This window comes from Streptococcus oralis, from assembly GCF_901543815.1.
In the GTDB taxonomy this organism is placed as follows: Bacteria; Bacillota; Bacilli; order Lactobacillales; family Streptococcaceae; genus Streptococcus; species Streptococcus oralis_CM.
Genome location: NZ_CABEIU010000002.1, coordinates 1,545,001 through 1,569,373, shown reverse-complemented (window position 1 = coordinate 1,569,373; position 24,373 = coordinate 1,545,001). Strand labels below are relative to the sequence as shown.

Genomic DNA, 24,373 nt, shown 5'->3' with positions numbered 1-24,373 from the left:
AATGAGTTACGAACAAGAATTTATGAAGGAATTTGAGGCCTGGGTTAATACCCAGATCATGATCAACGACATGGCGCACAAGGAAAGTCAAAAAGTTTACGAAGAAGACCAAGACGAGCGTGCCAAAGATGCCATGATTCGCTACGAAAGCCGCTTGGATGCCTACCAGTTTTTGCTAGGTAAGTTTGAAAACTTCAAGGCAGGCAAGGGTTTCCATGATTTGCCAGAAGGCTTGTTTGGTGAGCGAAACTACTAAAATAGTGATACTTTCTTGATTTTTTCTCAAAATCTTGATAGAATATCTTTATTAAATCCTTGTCAGAGCAGGGATTTTTTATTGAAAGGATTTTATCATGTCAAAGAAACTCCAACGTAAAAAACAATTACGAAATAGCCTTCGTCGTTCAGGTGCATTTTCAACTACAGTGACCAAAGTTGTAGAAGAGACCAAAAAAGTCGTGAAACATGCGGAAAAATCTGCCAGCCAAGCAGGAAAAGTTGTCTCTAAAAAAGTGGAACAAGCAGTAGAAGCGACCAAGGAACAAGCTCAAAAAGTGGCGAATTCAGTAGAAGATTTCGCAGCTACTTTGGGTGGCCTCTCAGTAGATCGCGCTAAGACTTTCTATGATGAAGGCATCAAGTCAGCTTCTGACTTCAAAAATTGGACTGAAAAAGAACTCCTTGCTTTGAAAGGAATCGGCCCAGCTACGATCAAGAAATTGAAAGAAAACGGCATCAAGTTCAAGTAATCTTTCTTGTCCCTTGCATTTCTGTGAAAAACTTGCTACAATAAAGCCATCAGAGGTGTTTTGAATCCCACATTTTACAGAAAGTGGCGGTGCTGAGAAGTCCACAAATGTGTCAAAACTAGTTGCTGATGGATGAAAAATGAAATAAAAGTGTCTTTGTATATCCTTCAAAGACAAGAGTTGCGGGCGTTGCCCGAAATTGGGTGGTACCGCGGATAAACACATTCGTCCCTGTCATGTAGATGGCAGGGGCGATTTTTTGTAGAAAGCGAGGGAGGAAGATGACAAGAGCAGCATTACCAGAACGAATAGAAACCGAGCGTCTCGTTTTACGAGTCCGTACAGTAGCTGATGCCGAGGATATCCATGCCTACGCTAGTCTGCCAGAGGTTGCCTATCCAGCAGGCTTTCCACCCGTCAAGAGCTTGGAAGATGAGATTTATTACCTAGAGCATATCCTTCCTGAACGCAATCAAAAGGACAATCTCCCAGCTGGCTATGGAATTGTCGTCAAGGGAACCGATAAAGTCATTGGTTCTGTTGACTTCAATCACCGTCACGAAGATGATGTTCTTGAGCTTGGATATACCTTGCACCCAGACTATTGGGGTCGAGGCCATGTACCAGAAGCCGCGCGTGCCTTGATTGATTTAGCTTTTAAAGAACTGGATCTTCATAAGATTGAATTGGTCTGCTTTGGCTACAATATCCAAAGTCAACGAGTCGCAGAAAAACTTGGCTTCACCCTCGAAGCTCGCATAAGGGACAGAAAGGATGTTCAAGGAAACCGCTGTGACAGTTTGATATATGGCTTGCTGAGGAGTGAGTGGGAGAGTTTTTAATGAGTAAGATATATTCTTGTTTTTATATGCTTTAAGGGAGACATGATGAGAAGTAGTCATAATCAAATATTAGATGCCTGGATTACAGTAGAACAATTATCAGAAGGGAATATTGAAAAAAGTGATTCTAAGTATAAGATTTTTCAAGGTGATGATTATCAATCAATATTAAAAGATTTTTTTAAACGTCAAAAATTAAAATCCAGTTCAGGGATTGCTGTTTATTGTGGAATTTTCCCTTTTCGAAAAATTATTGAAGTGTTAAGAGGCAAATACAATTTAAAAGCGACGGAGGAAGAATTGGGAAGAGCTTCTTATAAATTTACTTTTGCTCTATACTTTGATAAAGATTTGAAGTTCTTGGCTGATAAGTTTTTTTTAACCATGAGTGGGCAAATTTTCAAAAATAGGGAATTGCCTAAAGATTTTTTAATAGCAGAAAATGAGCTTCGAGAACAGTTAGGTCAGGCGTTTCTTGATGGAGAGTTCAATGAAGTTTTTAGTAAACTTCTCAAAAAGTATGAGATTTCACCAAGTGATTGCAGATATTATTTTGTTAAGAATTTCGATGACGAAATAAATTTACATTCATTTTTTCTAAAGGATTTGAAATATGCAAAATCAATTTATAATGAAAATCTCAATCGTTATTTATCAGGATCCGATTCTGTAAGGGTCAATCTGGACGGCAATAAAGAATCATCCTATTTTAATCCCAAAGATTTAGAAACTATACTTGAACCGAAAAATTATCCATTAGGAAGATTTCCTAGTAACCCTAAATATGCTCTTTCCATGATGCAACAAGTAGCTGTAAATTTAGCTTCGAATGCGGATGAAGATGTGAGAAGTGTCAATGGTCCTCCGGGAACTGGTAAAACGACACTTTTAAAAGATATTTTTGCAGATCTGGTAACGGAACAGGCGAGAATTATTAGTGAATTATCGGCTCCTAAGCTTAAAGGGAATCTAGTTTGTCATGACAAATCTGATCTTATTGCAAAATTACCAAAAGAAATTGCAGAAAAGGGAATCGTAGTTGCAAGTTCTAATAATGGTGCTGTTAAAAATATTGTTAATGAATTACCCCAAAGAAAAGAAATTTATCAGAAATTAAATTGGTTAGATGAATTAAAGAAAATTGATTATTTTGCTGAAATCAGTAATGATTTATTGTTAGAAGATGAAGATGTTTCTAACGACAAAAAATATTGGGGATTGTTTTCGATAGAAGGTGGAAAAAAACAGAATAGAGACCGTCTGCAAAATGTTTTAAAAGCAATACGACAAGAGTTGAATTCGGCTAAATTTCAATCGAATCCATCAGTATACGAAGAGTTTAAAATTCAATATCAGAAGCTATTTGATAAAAGAGAAAAGATGCAAGATATAGCAGATAAGATTCGATTGCATGTAAAATTGAAAAATGCTTACCAGCAGGTTGAGATAGAGTTTCATCAGGATGATGCCCAAAGACGTTCAGAACTATCTAAAATACGGGATAAACATATTCAATTAGAAAATAGTAAAAAGGAAATAGAATCTGAGCTGTTTGAGCATGAGCGTCTTATTTCTATGTTAAATGTTAACAAACAGATAGCAGCACAAGATGTTGAGTTGATAAAATTACAAGCTCCACGTTTCTTATGGTTAAAAAGACTTTTCACACCATCGAAATTAGATACTTATTTTACGAGATTGAATCAAGCGAATGAAAGTCTAAAAGCAGAACTGAAGAAAGTACATGATGAAAGTCAATATTGCCACGGTTTGCAAAAAGAGATAAAAATGCATGAACTTGAATTAAATCAATTGAGTCAAAGGCAACAGAGGTATAATGAATGGAAATCTAAACAAGAAGATAAATTAATTCGTCATCAGGAAAAAATTTTGAAATTACAATCGGAACTTGCTACATACCCTGTTAAAAAGTTGAATTTTTCTGTTCCATATGAAGAACTACAAGTATCAAATTTTTGGTTTGATGATGACTATCGAGAAGAGCAGAGTCGTTTGTTTATTAAAGCACTGGCAGTTAGGAAGCAATTTATATATGACAATAAAAAGCATTTTGAAAAAGCATTATGGATTTGGGAGAAGCCTCAAAACTATTCAATGAGAGATAATGCTAGTGATTTATATAAAGCTGCGTGGGATTGGGTCAATTTCACTGTTCCAGTTATTAGTACAACTTTTGCAAGCTTTAATTCCATGTTTCGGTGTTTGCCTGAAAATAGTATCGGTAATGTATTTATTGATGAAGCTGGTCAGGCATTACCTCAAGCAAGTGTGGGGGCTATTTTTAGAAGTAAACGTATTATGGCTGTTGGAGATCCTTCTCAAATACAACCAGTACAGACTATGGATAAAAATATTTTAGGATTTTTAGCACAGCACCACAAGATAGCTTTTAAATATCTTGTATCATCAACGCAAGAATTGATGGATTCTGCTAGTAGATATGGTTTTAAAAAACAAGATGGGACATGGATAGGACTTCCTCTCTGGGTTCATCGTCGTTCTAGTGATCCGATGTTCAGTATTTCCAATAAAATTTCTTATGATAATTTAATGGTTCAAGGAAAGGAAGAAGCTCGAGGTCTGGGAGAATGGTTTGACGTTGGTGGAGGTGCTAAGGATAAATTTGTTCCTGAGCAAGCTGATTATTTGAAAGAAGTGTTGCAGAAAAGACATGAGGAATTTGATGATATTTATGTTATTACTCCTTTTAAAAATGTATCGGTTCAACTAGCAAAAGAACTAGATAAAATTGGTTTCACAAAGCGGGAAAATGGAAAACCTATAAATGTAGGGACGGTACATACTTTCCAAGGAAAAGAAAATAAGATTGTATATTTTGTGCTTGGAGCAGATAATATGAGTGAGGGGGCTGCTCGCTGGGCTGTCTCTGAACCCAATATTTTAAACGTTGCAACGACTAGAGCTAAAGAAGAGTTTTATATTATTGGGAATAAATCTCTTTACAAAGCCATACAGAGCCCTATTATAAGAGATACTATTGATATTTTAGATGCTTATCAAAGTAGCTTAGAAATTAACTAGAAAGGACAAACACATGTCTAAACAACTTTCACCTAAATACAATCCAGCCGAGGTTGAGGCTGGTCGTTACCAAAAATGGCTTGATGCCGATGTTTTCAAGCCTTCAGGCGATAAAAAGGCTAAGCCTTATTCGATCGTTATTCCACCACCAAACGTAACTGGTAAGCTTCACCTTGGTCATGCTTGGGATACGACTCTTCAGGATATCATCATCCGTCAAAAACGCATGCAAGGTTTTGATACGCTTTGGCTTCCAGGTATGGACCACGCGGGGATTGCCACTCAGGCTAAGGTTGAGGAGCGCTTGCGCGGTGAGGGTATTAGCCGTTATGATCTCGGTCGTGAAAAATTCCTCGACAAGGTTTGGGAATGGAAAGACGAATATGCCACTACCATCAAGGAACAATGGGGCAAGATGGGGCTCTCTGTAGACTACTCTCGTGAGCGTTTCACTCTTGATGAAGGTTTGTCAAAAGCCGTTCGCAAGGTCTTTGTGGACCTCTACAAGAAAGGTTGGATCTACCGTGGTGAGTTTATCATCAACTGGGACCCAGCAGCTCGCACAGCCCTTTCTGATATCGAGGTGATCCACAAGGACGTGGAAGGTGCCTTCTACCACATGAACTACATGCTAGAAGACGGTTCACGCGCCCTTGAAGTTGCGACAACTCGTCCTGAGACCATGTTTGGGGACGTTGCGGTTGCGGTCAATCCAGAAGACCCACGCTACAAGGACTTGATTGGTAAAAATGTCATCCTTCCAATCGCTAATAAATTGATTCCAATCGTTGGAGACGAACACGCAGATCCTGAATTTGGTACTGGTGTCGTGAAAATCACGCCTGCCCATGATCCAAACGACTTCTTGGTTGGTCAACGCCACAACTTACCACAAGTTAACGTCATGAACGATGACGGAACCATGAACGACTTGGCCTTTGAATTTGCAGGCATGGATCGTTTTGAAGCTCGTAAGGCAGTCGTTACTAAGTTGGAAGAAATCGGTGCCCTCGTTAAAATCGAAAAACGTGTTCACAGTGTTGGTCATTCAGAGCGTACAGGTGTCGTAGTGGAGCCACGCTTGTCTACGCAATGGTTCGTGAAGATGGACCAATTGGCCAAGAATGCCATTGCCAACCAAGACACAGAAGACAAGGTAGAATTTTACCCACCTCGTTTCAACGATACCTTCCTTCAATGGATGGAAAATGTCCACGACTGGGTAATCTCTCGTCAGCTCTGGTGGGGTCACCAAATCCCTGCTTGGTACAATGCTGAGGGTGAAATGTACGTCGGTGAAGAAGCTCCAGAAGGTAACGGATGGACTCAGGACGAAGATGTCTTGGATACTTGGTTCAGTTCAGCCCTTTGGCCATTCTCAACTATGGGCTGGCCAGATGTCGACTCAGAAGACTTCAAACGTTACTTCCCGACTTCAACCTTGGTAACAGGTTACGACATCATCTTCTTCTGGGTGTCTCGTATGATCTTCCAATCCTTGGAATTCACTGGTCGTCAGCCATTTCAAAACGTCCTGATTCACGGTCTCATTCGTGACGAGCAAGGACGTAAGATGTCTAAATCTCTCGGTAACGGGATTGACCCGATGGATGTTATCGAGAAATACGGTGCCGATGCCCTTCGTTGGTTCCTTTCAAACGGTTCTGCACCAGGGCAAGACGTGCGCTTCTCTTACGAGAAAATGGATGCTTCATGGAACTTCATTAACAAGATCTGGAATATCTCTCGCTATATCCTCATGAACAATGAAGGCTTGGCCCTTGAGCAAGCAACTGCCAATGTCGAAAAAGTTGTCAACAAGGAAGCTGGAAATGTCACAGACCGCTGGATTCTCCACAACCTCAATGAAACGATCGGCAAAGTTACTGAAAACTTTGACAAGTTTGAGTTTGGTGTGGCTGGACACATCCTCTACAACTTCATCTGGGACGAGTTTGCGGACTGGTATGTTGAGTTGACTAAGGAAGTCCTTTATAGCGATAATGAAGAAGAGAAAGTCATCACACGTTCTGTTCTCCTTTATACTTTGGACAAGATTCTTCGTCTCCTTCACCCAATCATGCCATTCGTGACAGAGGAAATCTTTGGACAAATCTCAGAAGGCTCTATCGTGACAGCGGAATACCCAACTGTCAACCCAGCCTTTGAAGACCTTGCTGCCCACACTGGTGTGGAAAGTCTCAAAGACTTGATCCGTGCTGTTCGGAATGCGCGTGCGGAAGTAAACGTAGCACCAAGCAAGCCTATCACAATCCTTGTTAAGACAAGCGATAGCGACTTGGAAGCCTTCTTTAACAGCAATGTCAACTACATCAAACGCTTCACAAATCCAGAACACTTGGAAATCGCATCAAACATCCCTGCACCTGAACTCGCTATGTCAAGCGTCATCACAGGAGCAGAAATCTACTTGCCACTGGCAGACCTTCTCAATGTCGAAGAAGAATTGGCTCGTCTCGACAAGGAACTGGCTAAATGGCAAAAAGAACTGGATATGGTCGGCAAGAAGCTCTCTAACGAACGCTTCGTAGCCAATGCCAAACCAGAAGTCGTCCAAAAAGAACGCGACAAACAAGCCGACTACCAAGCGAAATACGATGCGACTGTCGCACGTATTGATGAGATGAAGAAGTTGGTGAAATAAACTATAAACCTCGGCAATTTGCTGAGGTTTTTGGTATAATTAAAACATCACTAATAATGAGGTTTTAGTATGACTATAAAAGTATATTCCATTGATGAAGTTATTGAAGAGCGGACACTCGATCAAGAAAAGGTAAAAAACATCCGAAAGTTGTTTAATTTTTTGATAGGTGATCAAAGATCTCATCTGGCCGTAAAGTGTATTTTACCTCCTGAAAAACAAACAAACACTTCAGTATTGTTTGAATTTAAAAATCATAGTCCTAAAGACAATTTTGATTTTAAAAAATTTGCTGATAAATTATTGTCAGCAGAAACGAATGAGGATGGGAAAAGAAATAAAACGATTAGAACAGGTATACTGTTTATTGAGCAAATTGGTAGTCATATTAAGTTGATAAAGTTAGAATCGACGAATGCAATTGATCCTGAAACATTTGCTATTAGACAAGATTTAGGATTAGATAATAGTTACTACAAGATTTGTATTTTTGAGAATAATTTTGATAATGTAACCATTATTGATAAAAGTAATACTGCGGCTAAATTTTGGTATAATAAATTTTTGGATTTAAAACTTTTTAGAGATAGTGATACTAATACTGACACATTGATTAAATTTATTAATAATAACTTATTATTTTCTGAAGAAGTTATAAATAGAGAAAACTATGAAGAAGTTAAAGAGTTATCATTAGAATATATTTTTGAAAGTATTTCTTTTGACAAGGTTGAACTAACTAATAAATTAGTTCAAAATAATTTGTTGGATACAAATGATGAAACTGAGATTTTTTCTGAAAGATCATTGGATTTAGATTCAGAATTTGATATATCTAAGAAAATGATTGTTAAACATTTTAAAAAATCTTTACAAATATCTGATATAACGAGTATTTATACGGATAATATTATTGAGATGAAAGATAGGCAAGAAGTAGAATATAATGGAGATACAGGTAAGTTAGAGTTGGATATTCAAGATAGGTATCGCTCTCAAGTTTTACAAAATCTTGGTATAGACGAATGACTAATATAGTAAAAAAATGGCAAAATACTGTTGCGATTATAGATTTAAATTCTCCTTTACAGCAAATTTTTGAATCAAATCAGATTGGTGTCCATAAGCATGATGGCCACTATATCTACAATGATAGAAATACTTGGATTTTTGAAGAAGAGTTTATAGATACACCAAGTCATAATTTACAACAAATTTTTGATAAATTATGCATTAAAGATTATGATAATATACAATGCTTTGATTCGACAACTAATACATTTAATGTGGTTACTGTATCTGATGCTGAAGACTACTTGAAAATTATTAGTTTGAATATTATTCGTGGTGTAGGATATGAAAAGTTAAAAATTTCGTTAGAACTTTTGTCCGAAGGAAAATATAGTTCTAAAAGTGATCGGGTACGCCATCTTATAAACATATATGTATTATTTCTTTTAGCTAATCGAACAAAGAGACAACAAAATAGACTGGAATTTACTTTTGAAGGAGATTTAGATTCTTTTGTCTTTGAAACTGAATTTGGAAAAGGAAATTTTACTGATGGGTTATTAGAAATTTATGAATGGATTGTTAATGAACAAGAATATAGTGAAGCTTATAAAGTAAAGTTGCAGATTGTTCGAAGTTTAATTCTAAAACAAAAAAAACTCGATGAATTGGACTTAATTAAAAATCAAGCAGAATCTATTTTTAATAGAATCGTTAGTGGAAAAACAGACCATTATTTCGAACTCCAAAATAATTTAAAAGATGACTTTATAAAAATTTCGACTATGATTAGTGAATCTAATTCACGTTTAAATACGAAATTATTTGGTTGGTTAACGGCTTTTTCTTTGATTATTTTTGATTTTATAAAAAAGAGTGATGGTCAAAGTATATTTGGAAGAATTGTTTGTTCAACTTCAGAAAAAACTAATGTATTGTTATTACTTTTGATTATGGCTTTGTTAATCATCATGATAATGTTTAATTTAGATATTAGAAATATTAGAAAACAATATCAATGTTTAAAAGATCTTTATGTGAATCAAATGTTTATTTCTAAGGAAGAATTTAACAAATTCATCAAGAAGCCATTGTATCGTAACATGTATAACTTATTATTACTAAGCTTGTTAATTATACTTGTTATAAGATTGTTAATCCCTATGAAATATGGTTGTTTTCAATACAGTTTAATATAGAGTTTCCTTTTTAATATATTTTAGAAAGTAGCTTACCACATGAAAATTCAGTCAATTCATGCCCGTACACCCCTCCATCGCTCCTATCGGCTGGGTAGCAAAGAAATAAAAAGTCCTGTCACTTTCTCCCATTTAACCTTTGACTATTCCGCAAAATTATCGTACAATAAAGAGTACATGATAAAATGAGGTCAGAGTCTATTCGCTCTGGCGATAGTAGTAAAAATGAGGAGAAACGCTTTGGAATTAGAAGTATTTGCTGGGCAAGAAAAAAGTGAACTATCTATGATTGAGGTAGCGCGTGCTATCTTGGAAATTCGTGGTCGCGATCATGAGATGCATTTTAGCGATCTTGTAAACGAAATTCAAAACTACCTTGGAACATCAAACAGCGATATCCGCGAAGCCTTGCCTTTGTTCTACACGGAGTTGAACTTTGACGGTAGCTTCATCTCACTTGGGGACAACAAATGGGGTCTTCGTTCATGGTATGGTGTGGACGAAATCGACGAAGAAATCATCGCTCTTGAAGAAAGTGACGACGATGAAGTGGCACCAAAAGCTAAGAAAAAACGTGTCAATGCCTTTATGGATGGTGATTCAGATGCCATTGACTACAATGCGGATGATCCAGAAGACGAAGATGCATACGAAGCAGATCCAGCTCTTTCATACGATGATGAAAATCCAGATGATGAGAAAAATGAAGTGGAAGCTTACGATGCAGAAATCAATGAAATCGCCCCTGATGACTTGGGTGAAGACGTGGATCTCAACGAAGAAGACGATGAGTTTTCTGACGATGACGCTGAAACGAGTGAAGAAGAGTAAAAGACTTCACAAAGGAGATCGCCTGATCTCCTTTTTTGTTCCTTGAGCAGGTCATCCGTTGGGATGCGGATCTTTAATTTGTTTTCTGAAAACAATCTCCTTTTTTCATCTTTTACCAATTCGGGTTGACAAATGTTCTGCTTTAAGGTATTATATTGTTCGGGCACCTCTTTTAGAGGTCGGGGCTCCCTAGTTACTAGGGAGCTATTTTTGTTTTTCAGGAAGTTTTCTTGAAAAGTCGTTATTCATAAGGGTCTTGTTTTCGATTTCCCCTCGTAGTTAACAAGACCTTGAGCATTTTAGAAAGAGGAATCTATGTCTACGAAATATATTTTTGTAACTGGTGGTGTGGTGTCGTCTATTGGGAAAGGGATTGTCGCAGCAAGTCTAGGCCGTCTCTTGAAAAATCGTGGTCTAAAAGTAACTATTCAGAAGTTTGACCCTTATATCAATATCGATCCGGGAACCATGAGCCCTTACCAGCACGGAGAAGTCTTTGTGACAGATGATGGGGCTGAGACCGATTTGGACTTGGGTCACTATGAACGTTTCATCGATATCAATCTTAACAAATATTCCAACGTGACAACTGGGAAAATTTACAGTGAAGTTCTTCGCAAGGAACGCCGTGGTGAGTACCTTGGGGCAACTGTTCAGGTCATTCCTCATATCACAGATGCTTTGAAAGAAAAAATCAAGCGTGCTGCTGTAACGACCGACTCTGATGTCATTATCACAGAGGTTGGTGGAACCGTTGGAGATATCGAGTCCTTGCCATTTCTAGAGGCCCTTCGTCAGATGAAGGCAGATGTGGGGGCAGATAATGTCATGTACATCCATACAACCTTGCTTCCTTATCTCAAGGCTGCTGGTGAGATGAAGACCAAGCCAACTCAACATTCTGTAAAAGAATTGCGTGGTTTGGGAATCCAGCCAAATATGTTAGTCATTCGTACGGAGAAATCAGCTGGTCAAGGAATTAAAAATAAACTTGCTCAGTTCTGTGACGTGGCACCAGAAGCCGTTATAGAGTCTTTGGATGTCGAACACCTTTACCAAATTCCATTGAATTTGCAGGCGCAAGGCATGGACCAAATTGTTTGTGACCATTTGAAATTAGACGCACCAGTAGCAGATATGACAGAGTGGTCAGCCATGGTGGATAAGGTCATGAACCTGAAAAAACAAGTTAAAATTTCTCTTGTCGGTAAGTATGTTGAGTTGCAAGATGCCTACATCTCTGTGGTTGAAGCCTTGAAACACTCTGGTTATGCCAACGACGCAGAAGTTAAAATCAATTGGGTCAATGCCAATGATGTGACAGCAGAGAATGTGGCAGAGCTTTTGTCTGATGCGGACGGAATCATTGTGCCAGGAGGTTTTGGCCAACGTGGTACGGAAGGAAAAATTCAAGCCATCCGTTATGCGCGTGAGAATGATGTTCCAATGTTGGGTGTCTGCTTGGGAATGCAGTTGACTTGTATCGAGTTTGCTCGTCACGTTTTAGGTCTTGAAGGTGCCAATTCTGCAGAACTTGCACCAGATACAAAATACCCTATCATTGATATCATGCGTGATCAGATTGATGTGGAGGATATGGGGGGGACCCTTCGTTTGGGACTTTATCCATCTAAGTTAAAACGTGGTTCTAAGGCAGCAGCTGCTTACCATAATCAAGAAGTGGTGCAACGCCGTCACCGTCACCGTTATGAGTTTAACAACGCCTTTCGTGAACAGTTTGAAGCAGCAGGCTTTGTCTTTTCAGGAGTTTCTCCAGACAATCGTTTGGTAGAAATTGTGGAGATTCCTGAGAATAAATTTTTTGTGGCTTGTCAGTATCACCCTGAACTTTCCAGCCGTCCAAACCGTCCAGAAGAACTCTACACCGCCTTTGTTACAGCAGCAGTTGAAAATAGTAACTAGTTATCTTCTAATCTCTGAGAGCAATCTCAGAGGTTTTTAAATCCATTCAGGAAATTCTTGTTAACTCAGGCGCTTGGCGATAAGAATCCGAAGTTTTCTTTTCTCACTGAGGGAAGTGATTTTCCTTGCTCGTATACGGCTTCCCTATTTGTCCTAGAGCCCTTTTTGTGTTACAATGAATGGTATGAAAGCTAAGAAATTATGGATGACTGGCTTGACTGTGGCTGGTCTAAGTGCCCTCGCTTTGGGTGCCAAAAAAGCAGCAGATAACCACAAACTGATGAAGACGCAAGAAGAGTTGACCGCTATCGTGCGCGAACTTTTCTCAGATATGGGTGAGATTGCGACTATCTATGTTCAAGTCTACGAAAGTAGCCTAGAGCGACTCGTCGGAGGAGTCGTTTTCGAGGATGGTCGTCACTATACCTTTGTCTATGAAAATGAAGACCTGGTCTATGAGGAGGAAGCCTTATGATTACTCCCGATAGTATAGAAGAACTAGCAGGTTTTGTCGAGCAAGATGGCAAGAAGGTCTTCCTTTTTGTGGCGGACTGGTGTGGCGATTGTCGTTATATCTATCCATCCTTGCCAGAGATTGAGGAGACCAATCCAGAGTTCACCTTTATTCGAGTGGACCGAGACCAGTATCTGGATCTGGCTAAACTCTGGGATGTGTACGGCATTCCTAGTCTTGTTGTTTTAGAAAAGGACAAGGAAATCGGCCGATTTGTCAATCGCGACCGTAAAAGTAAGGAAGAAATTAACGACTTTTTAGCAGGACTGAAATAGGAGAAAAAGGAAAGAATGATTTTTACATATAACAAAGAACATGTCGGCGATGTCCTTATGGTCATCGTGAAAAATAGCGGCGATGCCAAACTGGACGTGGAGCGCAAAGGCAAGGTAGCCCGTGTTTTCCTCAAAGAAAATGGAGAAACAGTGGCTTGGAATATTTTCGAAGTTTCAAGTTTGTTTGAAATTGCAGAGCGCGGTCAAGTCTTTTTGACAGATGAGCAAGTAGAACGTTTGAACCAAGAATTGCGGGTGGAAGGCTTTGCAGAAGAGATTGTCAATGACAAAGAACCTAAGTTTGTTGTTGGTGAAATTGTCGAGATGGTAGCTCATCCTGATAGTGACCACCTCAATATCTGCCAAGTTGCAGTCGCAAGTGACAAGACAGTGCAAATCGTTGCAGGGGCTCCCAATGCGCGTGTCGGATTGAAAACAATTGTTGCTCTTCCAGGAGCGATGATGCCAAAAGGTAATCTCATTTTTCCAGGTGAACTTCGTGGCGAAAAGAGTTTTGGCATGATGTGTAGCCCTCGTGAATTGCATCTACCAAATGCTCCGCAAAAACGTGGGATTATTGAATTATCAGAAGACCAAGTTATCGGAACACCATTCGACCCAGCCAAACACTGGACTGCCTAGGAAATTGTCGGTATTTGATAGACCAGATAGAGGGGGATAAGATGGCGAAAAATGTAGTGATTACAGGAGCGACCTCAGGAATCGGTGAAGCGATTGCGCGTGCTTATCTGGAGCAGGGGGAGAATGTCGTTCTAACAGGGCGACGGACAGACAGACTAGAAGCCCTCAAGTCGAAGTTTGCAGAAACTTTTCCAAATCAAACAGTTTGGATCTTTCCACTGGATGTGACGGATATGGCTATGGTAAAGACTGTCTGCTCCGATATTCTTGATGCTATAGGGCAGATTGATATCTTGGTCAATAACGCTGGACTAGCTCTTGGCTTGGCTCCCTATCAAGACTATGAAGAATTGGATATGCTGACCATGTTGGATACCAATGTCAAGGGTTTGATGGCAGTCACTCGCTGTTTCTTGCCTTCTATGGTAGCAGCCAATCAAGGTCATATTATCAATATGGGATCGACCGCAGGAATCTATGCCTATGCTGGGGCAGCTGTTTACTCAGCCACCAAGGCTGCTGTCAAGACTTTTTCAGATGGTTTGCGAATTGATACCATTGCAACAGATATCAAGGTGACTACCATTCAACCAGGGATTGTCGAAACAGATTTCTCTACAGTTCGTTTTCATGGTGACAAAGAGCGTGCTGCCACAGTCTATCAGGGAATTGAGGCCCTGCAAGCTCAGGATATTGCAGATACAGTGATCTATGTGACCAGTCAGCCTCGTCGTGTGCAGATTACAGATATGACCATTATGGCCAATCAACAGGCAACAGGTTTCATGGTTCATAAAAAATAAAAAATTTTCTCGAAAAGTTACAATTTTCTGTAACTTTTTTTGATTTCCTGCGAATAGATAAGTAGGAGGAAGAAAATATGTATAATAAAGTTATTCTTATTGGGCGCTTGACGTCTACACCAGAATTGCACAAAACCAACAATGACAAGTCAGTAGCGCGAGCAACTATCGCTGTGAACCGTCGTTACAAAGACCAAAATGGCGAACGCGAAGCTGATTTTGTTAATCTTGTTCTTTGGGGGAAATTGGCTGAAACCTTGGCAAGCTACGCAACTAAAGGTAGTCTTATCTCTGTGGATGGAGAACTTCGTACCCGTCGCTTTGAGAAAAATGGCCAGATGAACTATGTGACTGAAGTTCTTGCCACAGGATTCCAACTTTTAGAAAGCCGTGCCCAACGTGCCATGCGTGAAAATAACGCAGGACAGGATTTGGCAGACTTGGTTTTGGAAGAGGAAGAATTGCCATTCTAAGCATTGAAAAGTCTGAGTTAGTCTCAGGCTTTTTTATATTGAGAAAGTCAGACTTTTTTCTTGACTATTTCTGACCAAGTGATACAATAGAACTATGAATTAGCACTCAGATACAAAGAGTGCTAATAATATGTAGTTCATTATGGAGGAAAACAGATGTTGAAACCATTAGGAGACCGTGTGGTCTTGAAAATCGAAGAAAAAGAACAAACTGTTGGAGGCTTTGTCCTTGCGGGCTCAGCCCAAGAAAAAACAAAAACAGCCCAAGTTGTAGCTACTGGACAAGGTGTTCGTACCTTGAACGGTGACTTGGTAGCTCCAAGCGTGAAGCCTGGAGACCGTGTCTTAGTTGAAGCCCACGTAGGTATTGATGTCAAAGATGGCGATGAAAAGTACATCATCGTTGGCGAAGCTAACATTTTGGCTATCATTGAAGAATAGAAGGAGAAAGTAAGTATGTCAAAAGAAATTAAATTTTCATCTGATGCTCGTTCAGCTATGGTCCGTGGTGTCGATATCCTTGCAGATACTGTTAAAGTAACCTTGGGACCAAAAGGTCGTAATGTTGTATTGGAAAAATCATTTGGTTCACCATTGATTACCAATGACGGTGTGACCATTGCCAAAGAAATCGAGTTGGAAGACCATTTTGAAAATATGGGTGCCAAATTGGTATCAGAAGTAGCTTCAAAAACCAATGATATCGCAGGTGACGGAACGACAACCGCAACTGTCTTGACCCAAGCTATCGTCCGTGAAGGAATCAAAAACGTCACTGCAGGTGCCAATCCAATCGGCATTCGTCGAGGGATTGAAGCAGCGGTTGCCGCAGCTGTAGAAGCCTTGAAAAACAATGCCATTCCAGTTGCTAATAAAGAAGCCATCGCTCAGGTTGCTGCTGTATCCTCTCGTTCTGAGAAAGTCGGTGAATACATTTCTGAAGCCATGGAAAAAGTTGGCAAAGATGGAGTCATCACTATTGAAGAATCACGTGGTATGGAAACAGAGCTTGAAGTCGTTGAAGGAATGCAGTTTGACCGCGGTTATCTATCACAGTACATGGTGACGGATAGCGAAAAAATGGTGGCTGATCTTGAAAATCCATACATTTTGATTACTGACAAGAAGATTTCCAATATCCAAGAAATCTTGCCGCTTCTAGAAAGTATTCTTCAAAGCAATCGTCCACTCTTGATTATTGCGGATGATGTAGATGGCGAAGCTCTTCCGACTCTAGTATTGAATAAGATTCGTGGAACCTTCAACGTAGTAGCAGTTAAGGCACCTGGCTTTGGTGATCGTCGTAAAGCGATGCTTGAAGATATCGCTATCTTGACAGGCGGAACTGTTATCACAGAAGATCTTGGCCTTGAGTTGAAGGACGCTACTATTGAGGCGCTTGGTCAAGCAGCGAGAGTAACTGTGGACAAAGATAGCACGGTTATCGTAGAAGGTGCTGGAAATCCTGAAGCTATTTCTCACCGTGTTGCGGTTATCAAGTCTCAAATCGAAACAACAACTTCTGAATTTGACCGTGAAAAATTGCAAGAACGCTTGGCTAAATTGTCAGGTGGTGTCGCAGTCATCAAGGTTGGAGCTGCAACTGAAACTGAGTTGAAAGAAATGAAACTCCGCATCGAAGATGCCCTCAACGCTACTCGTGCAGCCGTTGAAGAAGGAATCGTTGCAGGTGGTGGAACTGCTCTTGTCAATGTCATTCCAGCCGTAGCTGATTTGGAATTGACAGGAGATGAAGCGACAGGACGCAATATTGTTCTCCGTGCCTTGGAAGAGCCTGTTCGTCAAATCGCCCACAATGCGGGATTCGAAGGTTCTATTGTTATTGACCGCTTGAAGAATGCTGAAGTTGATACAGGCTTCAACGCAGCAACTGGCGAGTGGGTTAATATGATTGAAGAAGGAATCATTGACCCAGTTAAGGTTAGTCGTTCTGCCCTTCAAAATGCAGCCTCTGTAGCTAGCTTGATTTTAACAACAGAAGCAGTCGTAGCCAATAAACCAGAACCAGCAGCCCCAGCCCCAGCAATGGATCCAAGCATGATGGGCGGGATGATGTAAAAGCAACTTATAAAAAACACAAAAGGAGGGAACATACATCCTTCCTTTTAAGGTTTTTTCTTCTAAATAGATTTGAGCTCTCCTAACTTATATGATAAAATAAGACTAGAAGAAGGAGAAGAACATGATTGATGTAGAAGAAATTCTGAGCAAGATGAATCCCAATCAGAAGATTAATTATGACCGTGTTATGCAAAAAATGGTTCAAGTTTGGGAGAAAAATGAGCAACGTCCCACTATTCTCATGCATGTTTGCTGTGCTCCTTGTAGTACCTACACCCTAGAGTATCTGACCAAGTACGCTGATGTGACCATCTATTTTGCCAATTCCAATATCCATCCCAAGGTAGAATACCACAAGCGGGCTTACGTCACCAAGAAATTTGTCAGTGATTTCAATGAGCGAACAGGAAATACGGTCCAGTATTTAGAAGCCCCGTATGAACCAAATGAATACCGGAAGTTAGTCAGAGGACTGGAAGAAGAACCTGAAGGCGGTGACCGTTGCAAGGTTTGTTTTGACTACCGTTTGGACAAAACAGCACAGGTAGCTATGGACTTGGGCTTTGACTACTTTGGTTCAGCTTTGACCATCAGTCCTCATAAGAATTCTCAAACCATCAACAGCATCGGAATCGATGTGCAAAAGATTTACACCACCCACTATCTTCCAAGTGATTTCAAGAAAAATCAAGGCTACAAGCGCTCGGTAGAGATGTGCGAGGAGTATGATATCTATCGTCAATGTTATTGTGGATGCGTCTATGCAGCTCAAGCTCAGAACATTGATCTTGTTCAGGTTAAGAAGGATGCCACGGCTTTCTTGTTGGATAAGGATGTTGAAAAAGACTATTCCCATATCAAGTTTACTGTTACTAAATTAGATATATAGAAATCAACCCAGCTGAAAAGCTGGGTTTTTCAAATAAAAAACCAGGGCTCTCACCCCAGTTTGACAACTTTACCGATTCTTTAGTTCTATGTAGCGTTTGTACCAAATGTTGACATAGGCCTCTGAGAAAGGACCACGTCCATTGTTGATCCAATCAACAAGGATTTTAACATGCTCTTTCAAAATATAGTCTAAATCATCAGAATACTTCATTTTGCGTTTATGGCGCTCGTACTCTTCAACGTCCAAGAGACGCTTTTCACCATCAGTGAAAACCTTGACATCCAAATCATAATCAATGTATTTCAGGGCTTCCTCATCTAGATAGTAGGGGCTGGCCATATTGCAATAGTAGGAAATCCCATTATCACGAATCATAGCAATGATATTAAACCAATATTTTTTGTGAAAGTAAACAATAGCCGGCTCTCGAGTCACCCAACGACGACCGTCACTTTCGGTAACAAGTGTGTGGTCGTTGACGCCGATAATAGCGTTCTCTGTTGTTTTTAGTACCATGGTGTCCCGCCAAGTACGGTGGAGACTCCCATCATGCTTATAACTTTGAATTGTAATAAAGTCGCCTTCTTTTGGAAGTTTCATAACTAACCAACTTTCTACAATTTATAAGTTTATCGTCTACTATTATATCATAAATTGGTCTAATTTTTTTGAATTTTACATGAAAATGTTAAAGATATTCTCTGAGAGCGCTCGCTATATCCGAAAAATCATAGCCCTTTCTAGCCAAAACTTGAGTCAATCGTTGCTTTAGTTCGTAACCTTCATATTTGCGAGCGTATTTAGTATATTGTTTGTCTAGCTCTTTGAAAATGAGTTCCTGAGTCGTTTCTTGGTCAACTTGACTATCCAAGTCGTCAAAGGCATTTTTAGCAGCAGAATAGGAGAAGCCTTTGTTCGTCAAGCTTTGAATGATCTTATCCTGCAAGGCACGAGCGGGAAGCTTTTCCGTGTATTTTTTAAGAAGTTTTTCTGCAACACGTTGAGCAACCTCTGAAAAATCAAAATCCTTTAAAACATCTTCAATAGTTGATTTAGCAACTCCTTTTTGAGTAAGTTTCTGAGCTAGCACATAAGGCCCCTTATCTCCAGAAAGTTGATTGGTATTGATGATAGAGTAGGCATACTGACGATCATTAATCCAGTTATCTTCTTTTAGATTAGCGATAACTTGACTAACGATTGTATCTTCAATATCATACTTGTCCAGATACTCTCGCACTTCTTTTTCAGTACGGGCCTTGAAGGATAGATAGTAGAGAGCAAGATTTTTGCCATAAGAAAACTGGGCAAAGTCCTGAATCTCGGTCAGTTCCTCTTTGCTAATGACCTTATCTCGAGACAGCATAAAACGGACAATGGTATCTTCAGTGATATAAGAGGTTTGCTGATGATCTAGCTCCATCAGGTAGAGGCGTTTTTTCTTTTCAAGTTTTGTGATTTTCATAGTTCTATTATACCCTAAAATGTGATAAGATAGGGGTATGAATCTAAAAGTCAAACAAAAAATACCTTTAAAAATTAAGCGGATGGGCATCAATGGTGAGGGAATCGGTTTCTACCAGAAAACCCTCGTTTTTGTGCCAGGCGCCCTCAAAGGAGAAGACATCTATTGTCAGATTACTTCTATTAAAAGAAACTTTGTTGAAGCCAAATTGCTAAAGGTTAATAAGAAATCTAAATTTCGAGTCGTACCGGCTTGTACGATTTATAATGAATGTGGCGGTTGCCAAATCATGCACCTCCACTACGATAAACAGTTAGAGTTCAAAACGGATTTGCTCCACCAAGCTCTGAAAAAATTTGCTCCTGCAGGATATGAAAGCTATGAAATCCGTCCAACTATCGGAATGCAGGAACCAAAGTACTACCGTGCTAAGTTGCAATTTCAAACTCGGAAATTTAAAAATCAGGTCAAGGCAGGTTTGTATGCGCAAAACTCTCATTATCTTGTAGAATTGAAAGACTGTTTGGTACAAGATAAGGAAACCCAAGTGATTGCGAATCGCCTAGCTGAACTTCTCACTTATCATCAAATTCCCATCACCGATGAGAGAAAATCGCTAGGTGTTCGCACCATTATGGTGCGTCGTGCAAGAAAAACGGGTCAAGTTCAGATTATCATTGTCACGAATCGCCAGCTTAATTTAAATCAACTAGTCAAAGACCTAGTCAAGGATTTTCCAGAAGTAGTTACAGTTGCAGTCAATACAAATACAGCAAAAACAAGTGAAATCTATGGTGAAAAGACGGAAATTATCTGGGGCCAAGAGAGTATTCAAGAAGGAGTACTCGACTATGAGTTTTCTCTCTCGCCCCGTGCCTTCTATCAGCTCAATCCAGAGCAGACAGAGATTCTCTATAGTGAAGCAGTTAAAGCTCTAGATGTTAGCAAAGAAGATCATCTGATTGATGCTTATTGCGGTGTTGGGACAATTGGATTCGCCTTCGCAAATAAGGTCAAGAGTCTCAGAGGGATGGATATTATTCCAGAAGCCATTGAAGATGCTAGGCGAAATGCTCAAAAAATGGGATTTGACAATACCCATTACGAAGCGGGGACAGCTGAAGAGATTATTCCACGCTGGTATCAAGAGGGCTATAGGGCGGATGCACTGATAGTAGATCCTCCTCGTACGGGCTTAGATGATAAGTTGTTGGATACCATTCTGACTTATGTTCCAGAAAAAATGGTCTATGTATCCTGCAATGTTTCGACCTTGGCGCGAGATTTAGTTAAACTAGTGAAAGTCTATGATCTTCAGTATATCCAGTCAGTCGATATGTTTCCCCATACCGCACGGACAGAAGCGGTCGTGAAGTTGGTTAAGAAAAGAAAAAATCAAATTCACTGAAAAAATCCCTTGACAAAGTTTGAAAAGTAGGTATAATAGAAAGAGTTGACAAGCTCAAGGTCCGTTGGTCAAGGGGTTAAGACACCGCCTTTTCACGGCGGTAACACGGGTTCGAATCCCGTACGGACTATGTGTGTATCGCAGGGACGAAAAAAGTAAAAAAAGTTTCAAAAAAGTGTTGACATAGGTCAACAGCTGTGATATACTAATATAGTTGTCGCTTGAGAGAGATTGAGTGACAAAGACCTTTGAAAACTGAACAAGACGAACCAATGTGCAGGGCACTATAACAAAGGTTATAGTACTGAACAATGAAAAAACAATAAATCTGTCAGTGACAGAAATGAGTGAGAACTCAAACTTTTAATGAGAGTTTGATCCTGGCTCAGGACGAACGCTGGCGGCGTGCCTAATACATGCAAGTAGAACGCTGAAGGAGGAGCTTGCTTCTCTGGATGAGTTGCGAACGGGTGAGTAACGCGTAGGTAACCTGCCTGGTAGCGGGGGATAACTATTGGAAACGATAGCTAATACCGCATAATAGTAGATGTCGCATGACATTTGCTTAAAAGGTGCAATTGCATCACTACCAGATGGACCTGCGTTGTATTAGCTAGTTGGTGAGGTAACGGCTCACCAAGGCAACGATACATAGCCGACCTGAGAGGGTGATCGGCCACACTGGGACTGAGACACGGCCCAGACTCCTACGGGAGGCAGCAGTAGGGAATCTTCGGCAATGGACGGAAGTCTGACCGAGCAACGCCGCGTGAGTGAAGAAGGTTTTCGGATCGTAAAGCTCTGTTGTAAGAGAAGAACGAGTGTGAGAGTGGAAAGTTCACACTGTGACGGTATCTTACCAGAAAGGGACGGCTAACTACGTGCCAGCAGCCGCGGTAATACGTAGGTCCCGAGCGTTGTCCGGATTTATTGGGCGTAAAGCGAGCGCAGGCGGTTAGATAAGTCTGAAGTTAAAGGCTGTGGCTTAACCATAGTACGCTTTGGAAACTGTTTAACTTGAGTGCAAGAGGGGAGAGTGGAATTCCATGTGTAGCGGTGAAATGCGTAGATATATGGAGGAACACCGGTGGCGAAAGCGGCTCTCTGGCTTGTAACTGACGCTGAGGCTCGAAAGCGTGGGGAGCAAACAGGATTAGATACCCTGGTAGTCCACGCCGTAAACGATGAGTGCTAGGTGTTAGACCCTTTCCGGGGTTTAGTGCCGCAGCTAACGCATTAAGCACTCCGCCTGGGGAGTACGACCGCAAGGTTGAAACTCAAAGGAATTGACGGGGGCCCGCACAAGCGGTGGAGCATGTGGTTTAATTCGAAGCAACGCGAAGAACCTTACCAGGTCTTGACATCCCTCTGACCGCTCTAGAGATAGAGTTTTCCTTCGGGACAGAGGTGACAGGTGGTGCATGGTTGTCGTCAGCTCGTGTCGTGAGATGTTGGGTTAAGTCCCGCAACGAGCGCAACCCCTATTGTTAGTTGCCATCATTTAGTTGGGCACTCTAGCGAGACTGCCGGTAATAAACCGGAGGAAGGTGGGGATGACGTCAAATCATCATGCCCCTTATGACCTGGGCTACACACGTGCTACAATGGCTGGTACAACGAGTCGCAAGCCGGTGACGGCAAGCTAATCTCTTAAAGCCAGTCTCAGTTCGGATTGTAGGCTGCAACTCGCCTACATGAAGTCGGAATCGCTAGTAATCGCGGATCAGCACGCCGCGGTGAATACGTTCCCGGGCCTTGTACACACCGCCCGTCACACCACGAGAGTTTGTAACACCCGAAGTCGGTGAGGTAACCTTTTAGGAGCCAGCCGCCTAAGGTGGGATAGATGATTGGGGTGAAGTCGTAACAAGGTAGCCGTATCGGAAGGTGCGGCTGGATCACCTCCTTTCTAAGGATAAGGAACTGCGCATTGGTCTTGTTTAGTCTTGAGAGGTCTTGTGGGGCCTTAGCTCAGCTGGGAGAGCGCCTGCTTTGCACGCAGGAGGTCAGCGGTTCGATCCCGCTAGGCTCCATTGGTGAGAGATCACCAAGTAATGCACATTGAAAATTGAATATCTATATCAAATAGTAACAAGAAAATAAACCGAAACGCTGTAGTATTAAAAGAGTTTATGACTGAAAGGTCAAAAATAAGGTTAAGTTAATAAGGGCGCACGGTGGATGCCTTGGCACTAGGAGCCGAAGAAGGACGTGACAAACGACGATATGCCTTGGGTAGCTGTAAGTAAGCGATGATCCAGGGATTTCCGAATGGGGGAACCCAACAGGTACTACCTGTTACCCATATCTGTTAAGGATATGAGGAGGAAGACGCAGTGAACTGAAACATCTAAGTAGCTGCAGGAAGAGAAAGCAAAAGCGATTGCCTTAGTAGCGGCGAGCGAAACGGCAGGAGGGCAAACCGAAGAGTTTACTCTTCGGGGTTGTAGGACTGCAAAGTGGACTCAAAGATTATAGAAGAATGATTTGGGAAGATCAGCCAAAGAGAGTAATAGCCTCGTATTTAAAATAGTCTTTGTACCTAGCAGTATCCTGAGTACGGCGGGACACGAGAAATCCCGTCGGAATCTGGGAGGACCATCTCCCAACCCTAAATACTCCCTAGTGACCGATAGTGAACCAGTACCGTGAGGGAAAGGTGAAAAGCACCCCGGGAGGGGAGTGAAATAGAACCTGAAACCGTGTGCCTACAACAAGTTCGAGCCCGTTAATGGGTGAGAGCGTGCCTTTTGTAGAATGAACCGGCGAGTTACGATATGATGCGAGGTTAAGTTGAAGAGACGGAGCCGCAGGGAAACCGAGTCTGAATAGGGCGCCTTAGTATCATATCGTAGACCCGAAACCATGTGACCTACCCATGAGCAGGTTGAAGGTGCGGTAAGACGCACTGGAGGACCGAACCAGGGCACGTTGAAAAGTGCTTGGATGACTTGTGGGTAGCGGAGAAATTCCAAACGAACTTGGAGATAGCTGGTTCTCTCCGAAATAGCTTTAGGGCTAGCGTCGACATAAAGATTCTTGGAGGTAGAGCACTGTTTGGGTGAGGGGTCCATCCCGGATTACCAATCTCAGATAAACTCCGAATGCCAATGAATTATGGTCGGCAGTCAGACTGCGAGTGCTAAGATCCGTAGTCGAAAGGGAAACAGCCCAGACCACCAGCTAAGGTCCCAAAATAATTGTTAAGTGGAAAAGGATGTGGGGTTGCACAGACAACTAGGATGTTAGCTTAGAAGCAGCTATTCATTCAAAGAGTGCGTAATAGCTCACTAGTCGAGTGACCCTGCGCCGAAAATGTACCGGGGCTAAAACAATTTACCGAAGCTGTGGATACCTTTATAGGTATGGTAGGAGAGCGTTCTATGTGTGATGAAGGTATACCGTGAGGAGTGCTGGAACGCATAGAAGTGAGAATGCCGGTATGAGTAGCGAAAGACAGGTGAGAATCCTGTCCACCGTAAGACTAAGGTTTCCAGGGGAAGGCTCGTCCGCCCTGGGTTAGTCGGGACCTAAGG

20 protein-coding genes, 2 tRNA genes and 2 rRNA genes (1 of these 24 cut by a window edge) are annotated in these 24,373 nt (G+C 41.1%); 22 read left to right on the top strand and 2 right to left on the bottom strand.

Going from position 1 to position 24,373, the window contains the following annotated elements; translation table 11 throughout:
• The first annotated feature begins 1 nt into the window (after nucleotide 1).
• The 17 genes from FQT28_RS07955 to FQT28_RS07875 all read left to right on the top strand — a co-directional run bounded on the left by FQT28_RS07955 (nucleotide 2) and on the right by FQT28_RS07875 (nucleotide 17,961).
• Complete coding sequence (locus tag FQT28_RS07955) at nucleotides 2-256, top strand: DUF1912 family protein (protein ID WP_000119707.1); 255 nt, start codon at nucleotides 2-4, stop codon at nucleotides 254-256.
• A gap of 97 nt (nucleotides 257-353) precedes the next feature.
• Nucleotides 354-749, top strand: a complete 396-nt coding sequence (locus tag FQT28_RS07950) for a helix-hairpin-helix domain-containing protein (RefSeq protein ID WP_125399287.1) — start codon at nucleotides 354-356, stop codon at nucleotides 747-749.
• Between the two features lie 281 nt (nucleotides 750-1,030).
• Entirely contained in the window at nucleotides 1,031-1,591 is a 561-nt protein-coding gene (locus FQT28_RS07945) for a GNAT family N-acetyltransferase (RefSeq protein WP_143989894.1), read from the top strand.
• A gap of 45 nt (nucleotides 1,592-1,636) precedes the next feature.
• Nucleotides 1,637-4,654 carry a DEAD/DEAH box helicase gene (locus FQT28_RS07940; RefSeq protein ID WP_143989893.1) on the top strand — a complete coding sequence of 1,006 codons (3,018 nt, stop codon included), beginning with the start codon at nucleotides 1,637-1,639 and terminating at the stop codon, nucleotides 4,652-4,654.
• 13 nt (nucleotides 4,655-4,667) lie between these two features.
• Nucleotides 4,668-7,319: a valine--tRNA ligase gene (locus FQT28_RS07935; protein WP_143989892.1), complete on the top strand. Its 2,652-nt coding sequence runs from the start codon at nucleotides 4,668-4,670 to the stop codon at nucleotides 7,317-7,319.
• 69 nt (nucleotides 7,320-7,388) lie between these two features.
• A complete protein-coding gene (locus FQT28_RS07930; protein ID WP_033605551.1) occupies nucleotides 7,389-8,348 on the top strand; it encodes a hypothetical protein in 960 nt (319 codons plus the stop codon).
• Nucleotides 8,345-9,529 (top strand): hypothetical protein, encoded by a 1,185-nt coding sequence (locus FQT28_RS07925; protein WP_033605550.1) that lies wholly within the window; start codon nucleotides 8,345-8,347, stop codon nucleotides 9,527-9,529. Before FQT28_RS07930 ends, FQT28_RS07925 begins: the two co-directional genes overlap by 4 nt.
• 240 nt (nucleotides 9,530-9,769) lie before the next feature.
• Nucleotides 9,770-10,360 carry a DNA-directed RNA polymerase subunit delta gene (gene rpoE / locus FQT28_RS07920; RefSeq protein ID WP_165941776.1) on the top strand — a complete coding sequence of 197 codons (591 nt, stop codon included), beginning with the start codon at nucleotides 9,770-9,772 and terminating at the stop codon, nucleotides 10,358-10,360.
• Between the two features lie 315 nt (nucleotides 10,361-10,675).
• On the top strand, nucleotides 10,676-12,283 hold the full coding sequence (locus FQT28_RS07915; RefSeq protein ID WP_143989891.1) for a CTP synthase: 1,608 nt from the start codon (nucleotides 10,676-10,678) through the stop codon (nucleotides 12,281-12,283).
• 175 nt (nucleotides 12,284-12,458) lie between these two features.
• The gene (locus tag FQT28_RS07910) at nucleotides 12,459-12,758 is read left to right on the top strand and encodes a DUF4651 domain-containing protein (protein ID WP_084925594.1); all 300 of its coding nucleotides are present in this window, start codon (nucleotides 12,459-12,461) and stop codon (nucleotides 12,756-12,758) included.
• The gene (locus FQT28_RS07905; protein WP_084948560.1) at nucleotides 12,755-13,072 is read left to right on the top strand and encodes a thioredoxin family protein; all 318 of its coding nucleotides are present in this window, start codon (nucleotides 12,755-12,757) and stop codon (nucleotides 13,070-13,072) included. Before FQT28_RS07910 ends, FQT28_RS07905 begins: the two co-directional genes overlap by 4 nt.
• Nucleotides 13,073-13,087: 15 nt before the next feature.
• Nucleotides 13,088-13,714, top strand: coding sequence for a YtpR family tRNA-binding protein (gene ytpR, locus FQT28_RS07900; protein ID WP_143989890.1), 627 nt, complete (start codon nucleotides 13,088-13,090; stop codon nucleotides 13,712-13,714).
• Nucleotides 13,715-13,755: 41 nt separating this feature from the next.
• On the top strand, nucleotides 13,756-14,517 hold the full coding sequence (locus FQT28_RS07895) for an SDR family NAD(P)-dependent oxidoreductase (RefSeq protein ID WP_143989889.1): 762 nt from the start codon (nucleotides 13,756-13,758) through the stop codon (nucleotides 14,515-14,517).
• A gap of 77 nt (nucleotides 14,518-14,594) precedes the next feature.
• Entirely contained in the window at nucleotides 14,595-14,990 is a 396-nt protein-coding gene (locus tag FQT28_RS07890; RefSeq protein ID WP_000282436.1) for a single-stranded DNA-binding protein, read from the top strand.
• A 156-nt stretch (nucleotides 14,991-15,146) separates the two neighbouring features.
• The gene (groES, locus tag FQT28_RS07885; RefSeq protein ID WP_143989888.1) at nucleotides 15,147-15,431 is read left to right on the top strand and encodes a co-chaperone GroES; all 285 of its coding nucleotides are present in this window, start codon (nucleotides 15,147-15,149) and stop codon (nucleotides 15,429-15,431) included.
• 15 nt (nucleotides 15,432-15,446) lie between these two features.
• The gene (groL, locus tag FQT28_RS07880; protein ID WP_143989887.1) at nucleotides 15,447-17,069 is read left to right on the top strand and encodes a chaperonin GroEL; all 1,623 of its coding nucleotides are present in this window, start codon (nucleotides 15,447-15,449) and stop codon (nucleotides 17,067-17,069) included.
• A 124-nt stretch (nucleotides 17,070-17,193) separates the two neighbouring features.
• Nucleotides 17,194-17,961: an epoxyqueuosine reductase QueH gene (locus tag FQT28_RS07875; RefSeq protein ID WP_000567578.1), complete on the top strand. Its 768-nt coding sequence runs from the start codon at nucleotides 17,194-17,196 to the stop codon at nucleotides 17,959-17,961.
• A gap of 69 nt (nucleotides 17,962-18,030) precedes the next feature.
• On the opposite strand, the gene ntdP is transcribed toward FQT28_RS07875, so the two are convergent.
• A complete protein-coding gene (gene ntdP, locus FQT28_RS07870; RefSeq protein ID WP_000775318.1) occupies nucleotides 18,031-18,564 on the bottom strand; it encodes a nucleoside tri-diphosphate phosphatase in 534 nt (177 codons plus the stop codon).
• Nucleotides 18,565-18,652: 88 nt separating this feature from the next.
• Nucleotides 18,653-19,429, bottom strand: a complete 777-nt coding sequence (recX, locus tag FQT28_RS07865; protein ID WP_143989886.1) for a recombination regulator RecX — start codon at nucleotides 19,427-19,429, stop codon at nucleotides 18,653-18,655.
• Nucleotides 19,430-19,466: 37 nt separating this feature from the next.
• Between recX and rlmD the strand changes: the two genes are divergently transcribed.
• The 5 genes from rlmD to FQT28_RS07840 all read left to right on the top strand — a co-directional run.
• Nucleotides 19,467-20,837, top strand: a complete 1,371-nt coding sequence (gene rlmD / locus FQT28_RS07860) for a 23S rRNA (uracil(1939)-C(5))-methyltransferase RlmD (protein WP_143989885.1) — start codon at nucleotides 19,467-19,469, stop codon at nucleotides 20,835-20,837.
• A gap of 58 nt (nucleotides 20,838-20,895) precedes the next feature.
• Nucleotides 20,896-20,967: transfer RNA gene (locus tag FQT28_RS07855), tRNA-Glu, on the top strand.
• Nucleotides 20,968-21,199: 232 nt separating this feature from the next.
• A 16S ribosomal RNA gene (locus FQT28_RS07850) occupies nucleotides 21,200-22,746 on the top strand.
• Nucleotides 22,747-22,797: 51 nt separating this feature from the next.
• A tRNA-Ala gene (locus FQT28_RS07845) sits at nucleotides 22,798-22,870 on the top strand.
• A 121-nt stretch (nucleotides 22,871-22,991) separates the two neighbouring features.
• A 23S ribosomal RNA gene (locus tag FQT28_RS07840) occupies nucleotides 22,992-24,373 on the top strand; it runs 1,520 nt beyond the window's last position.
• The 16S and 23S rRNA genes sit together here with 2 tRNA genes alongside, the layout of an rRNA operon.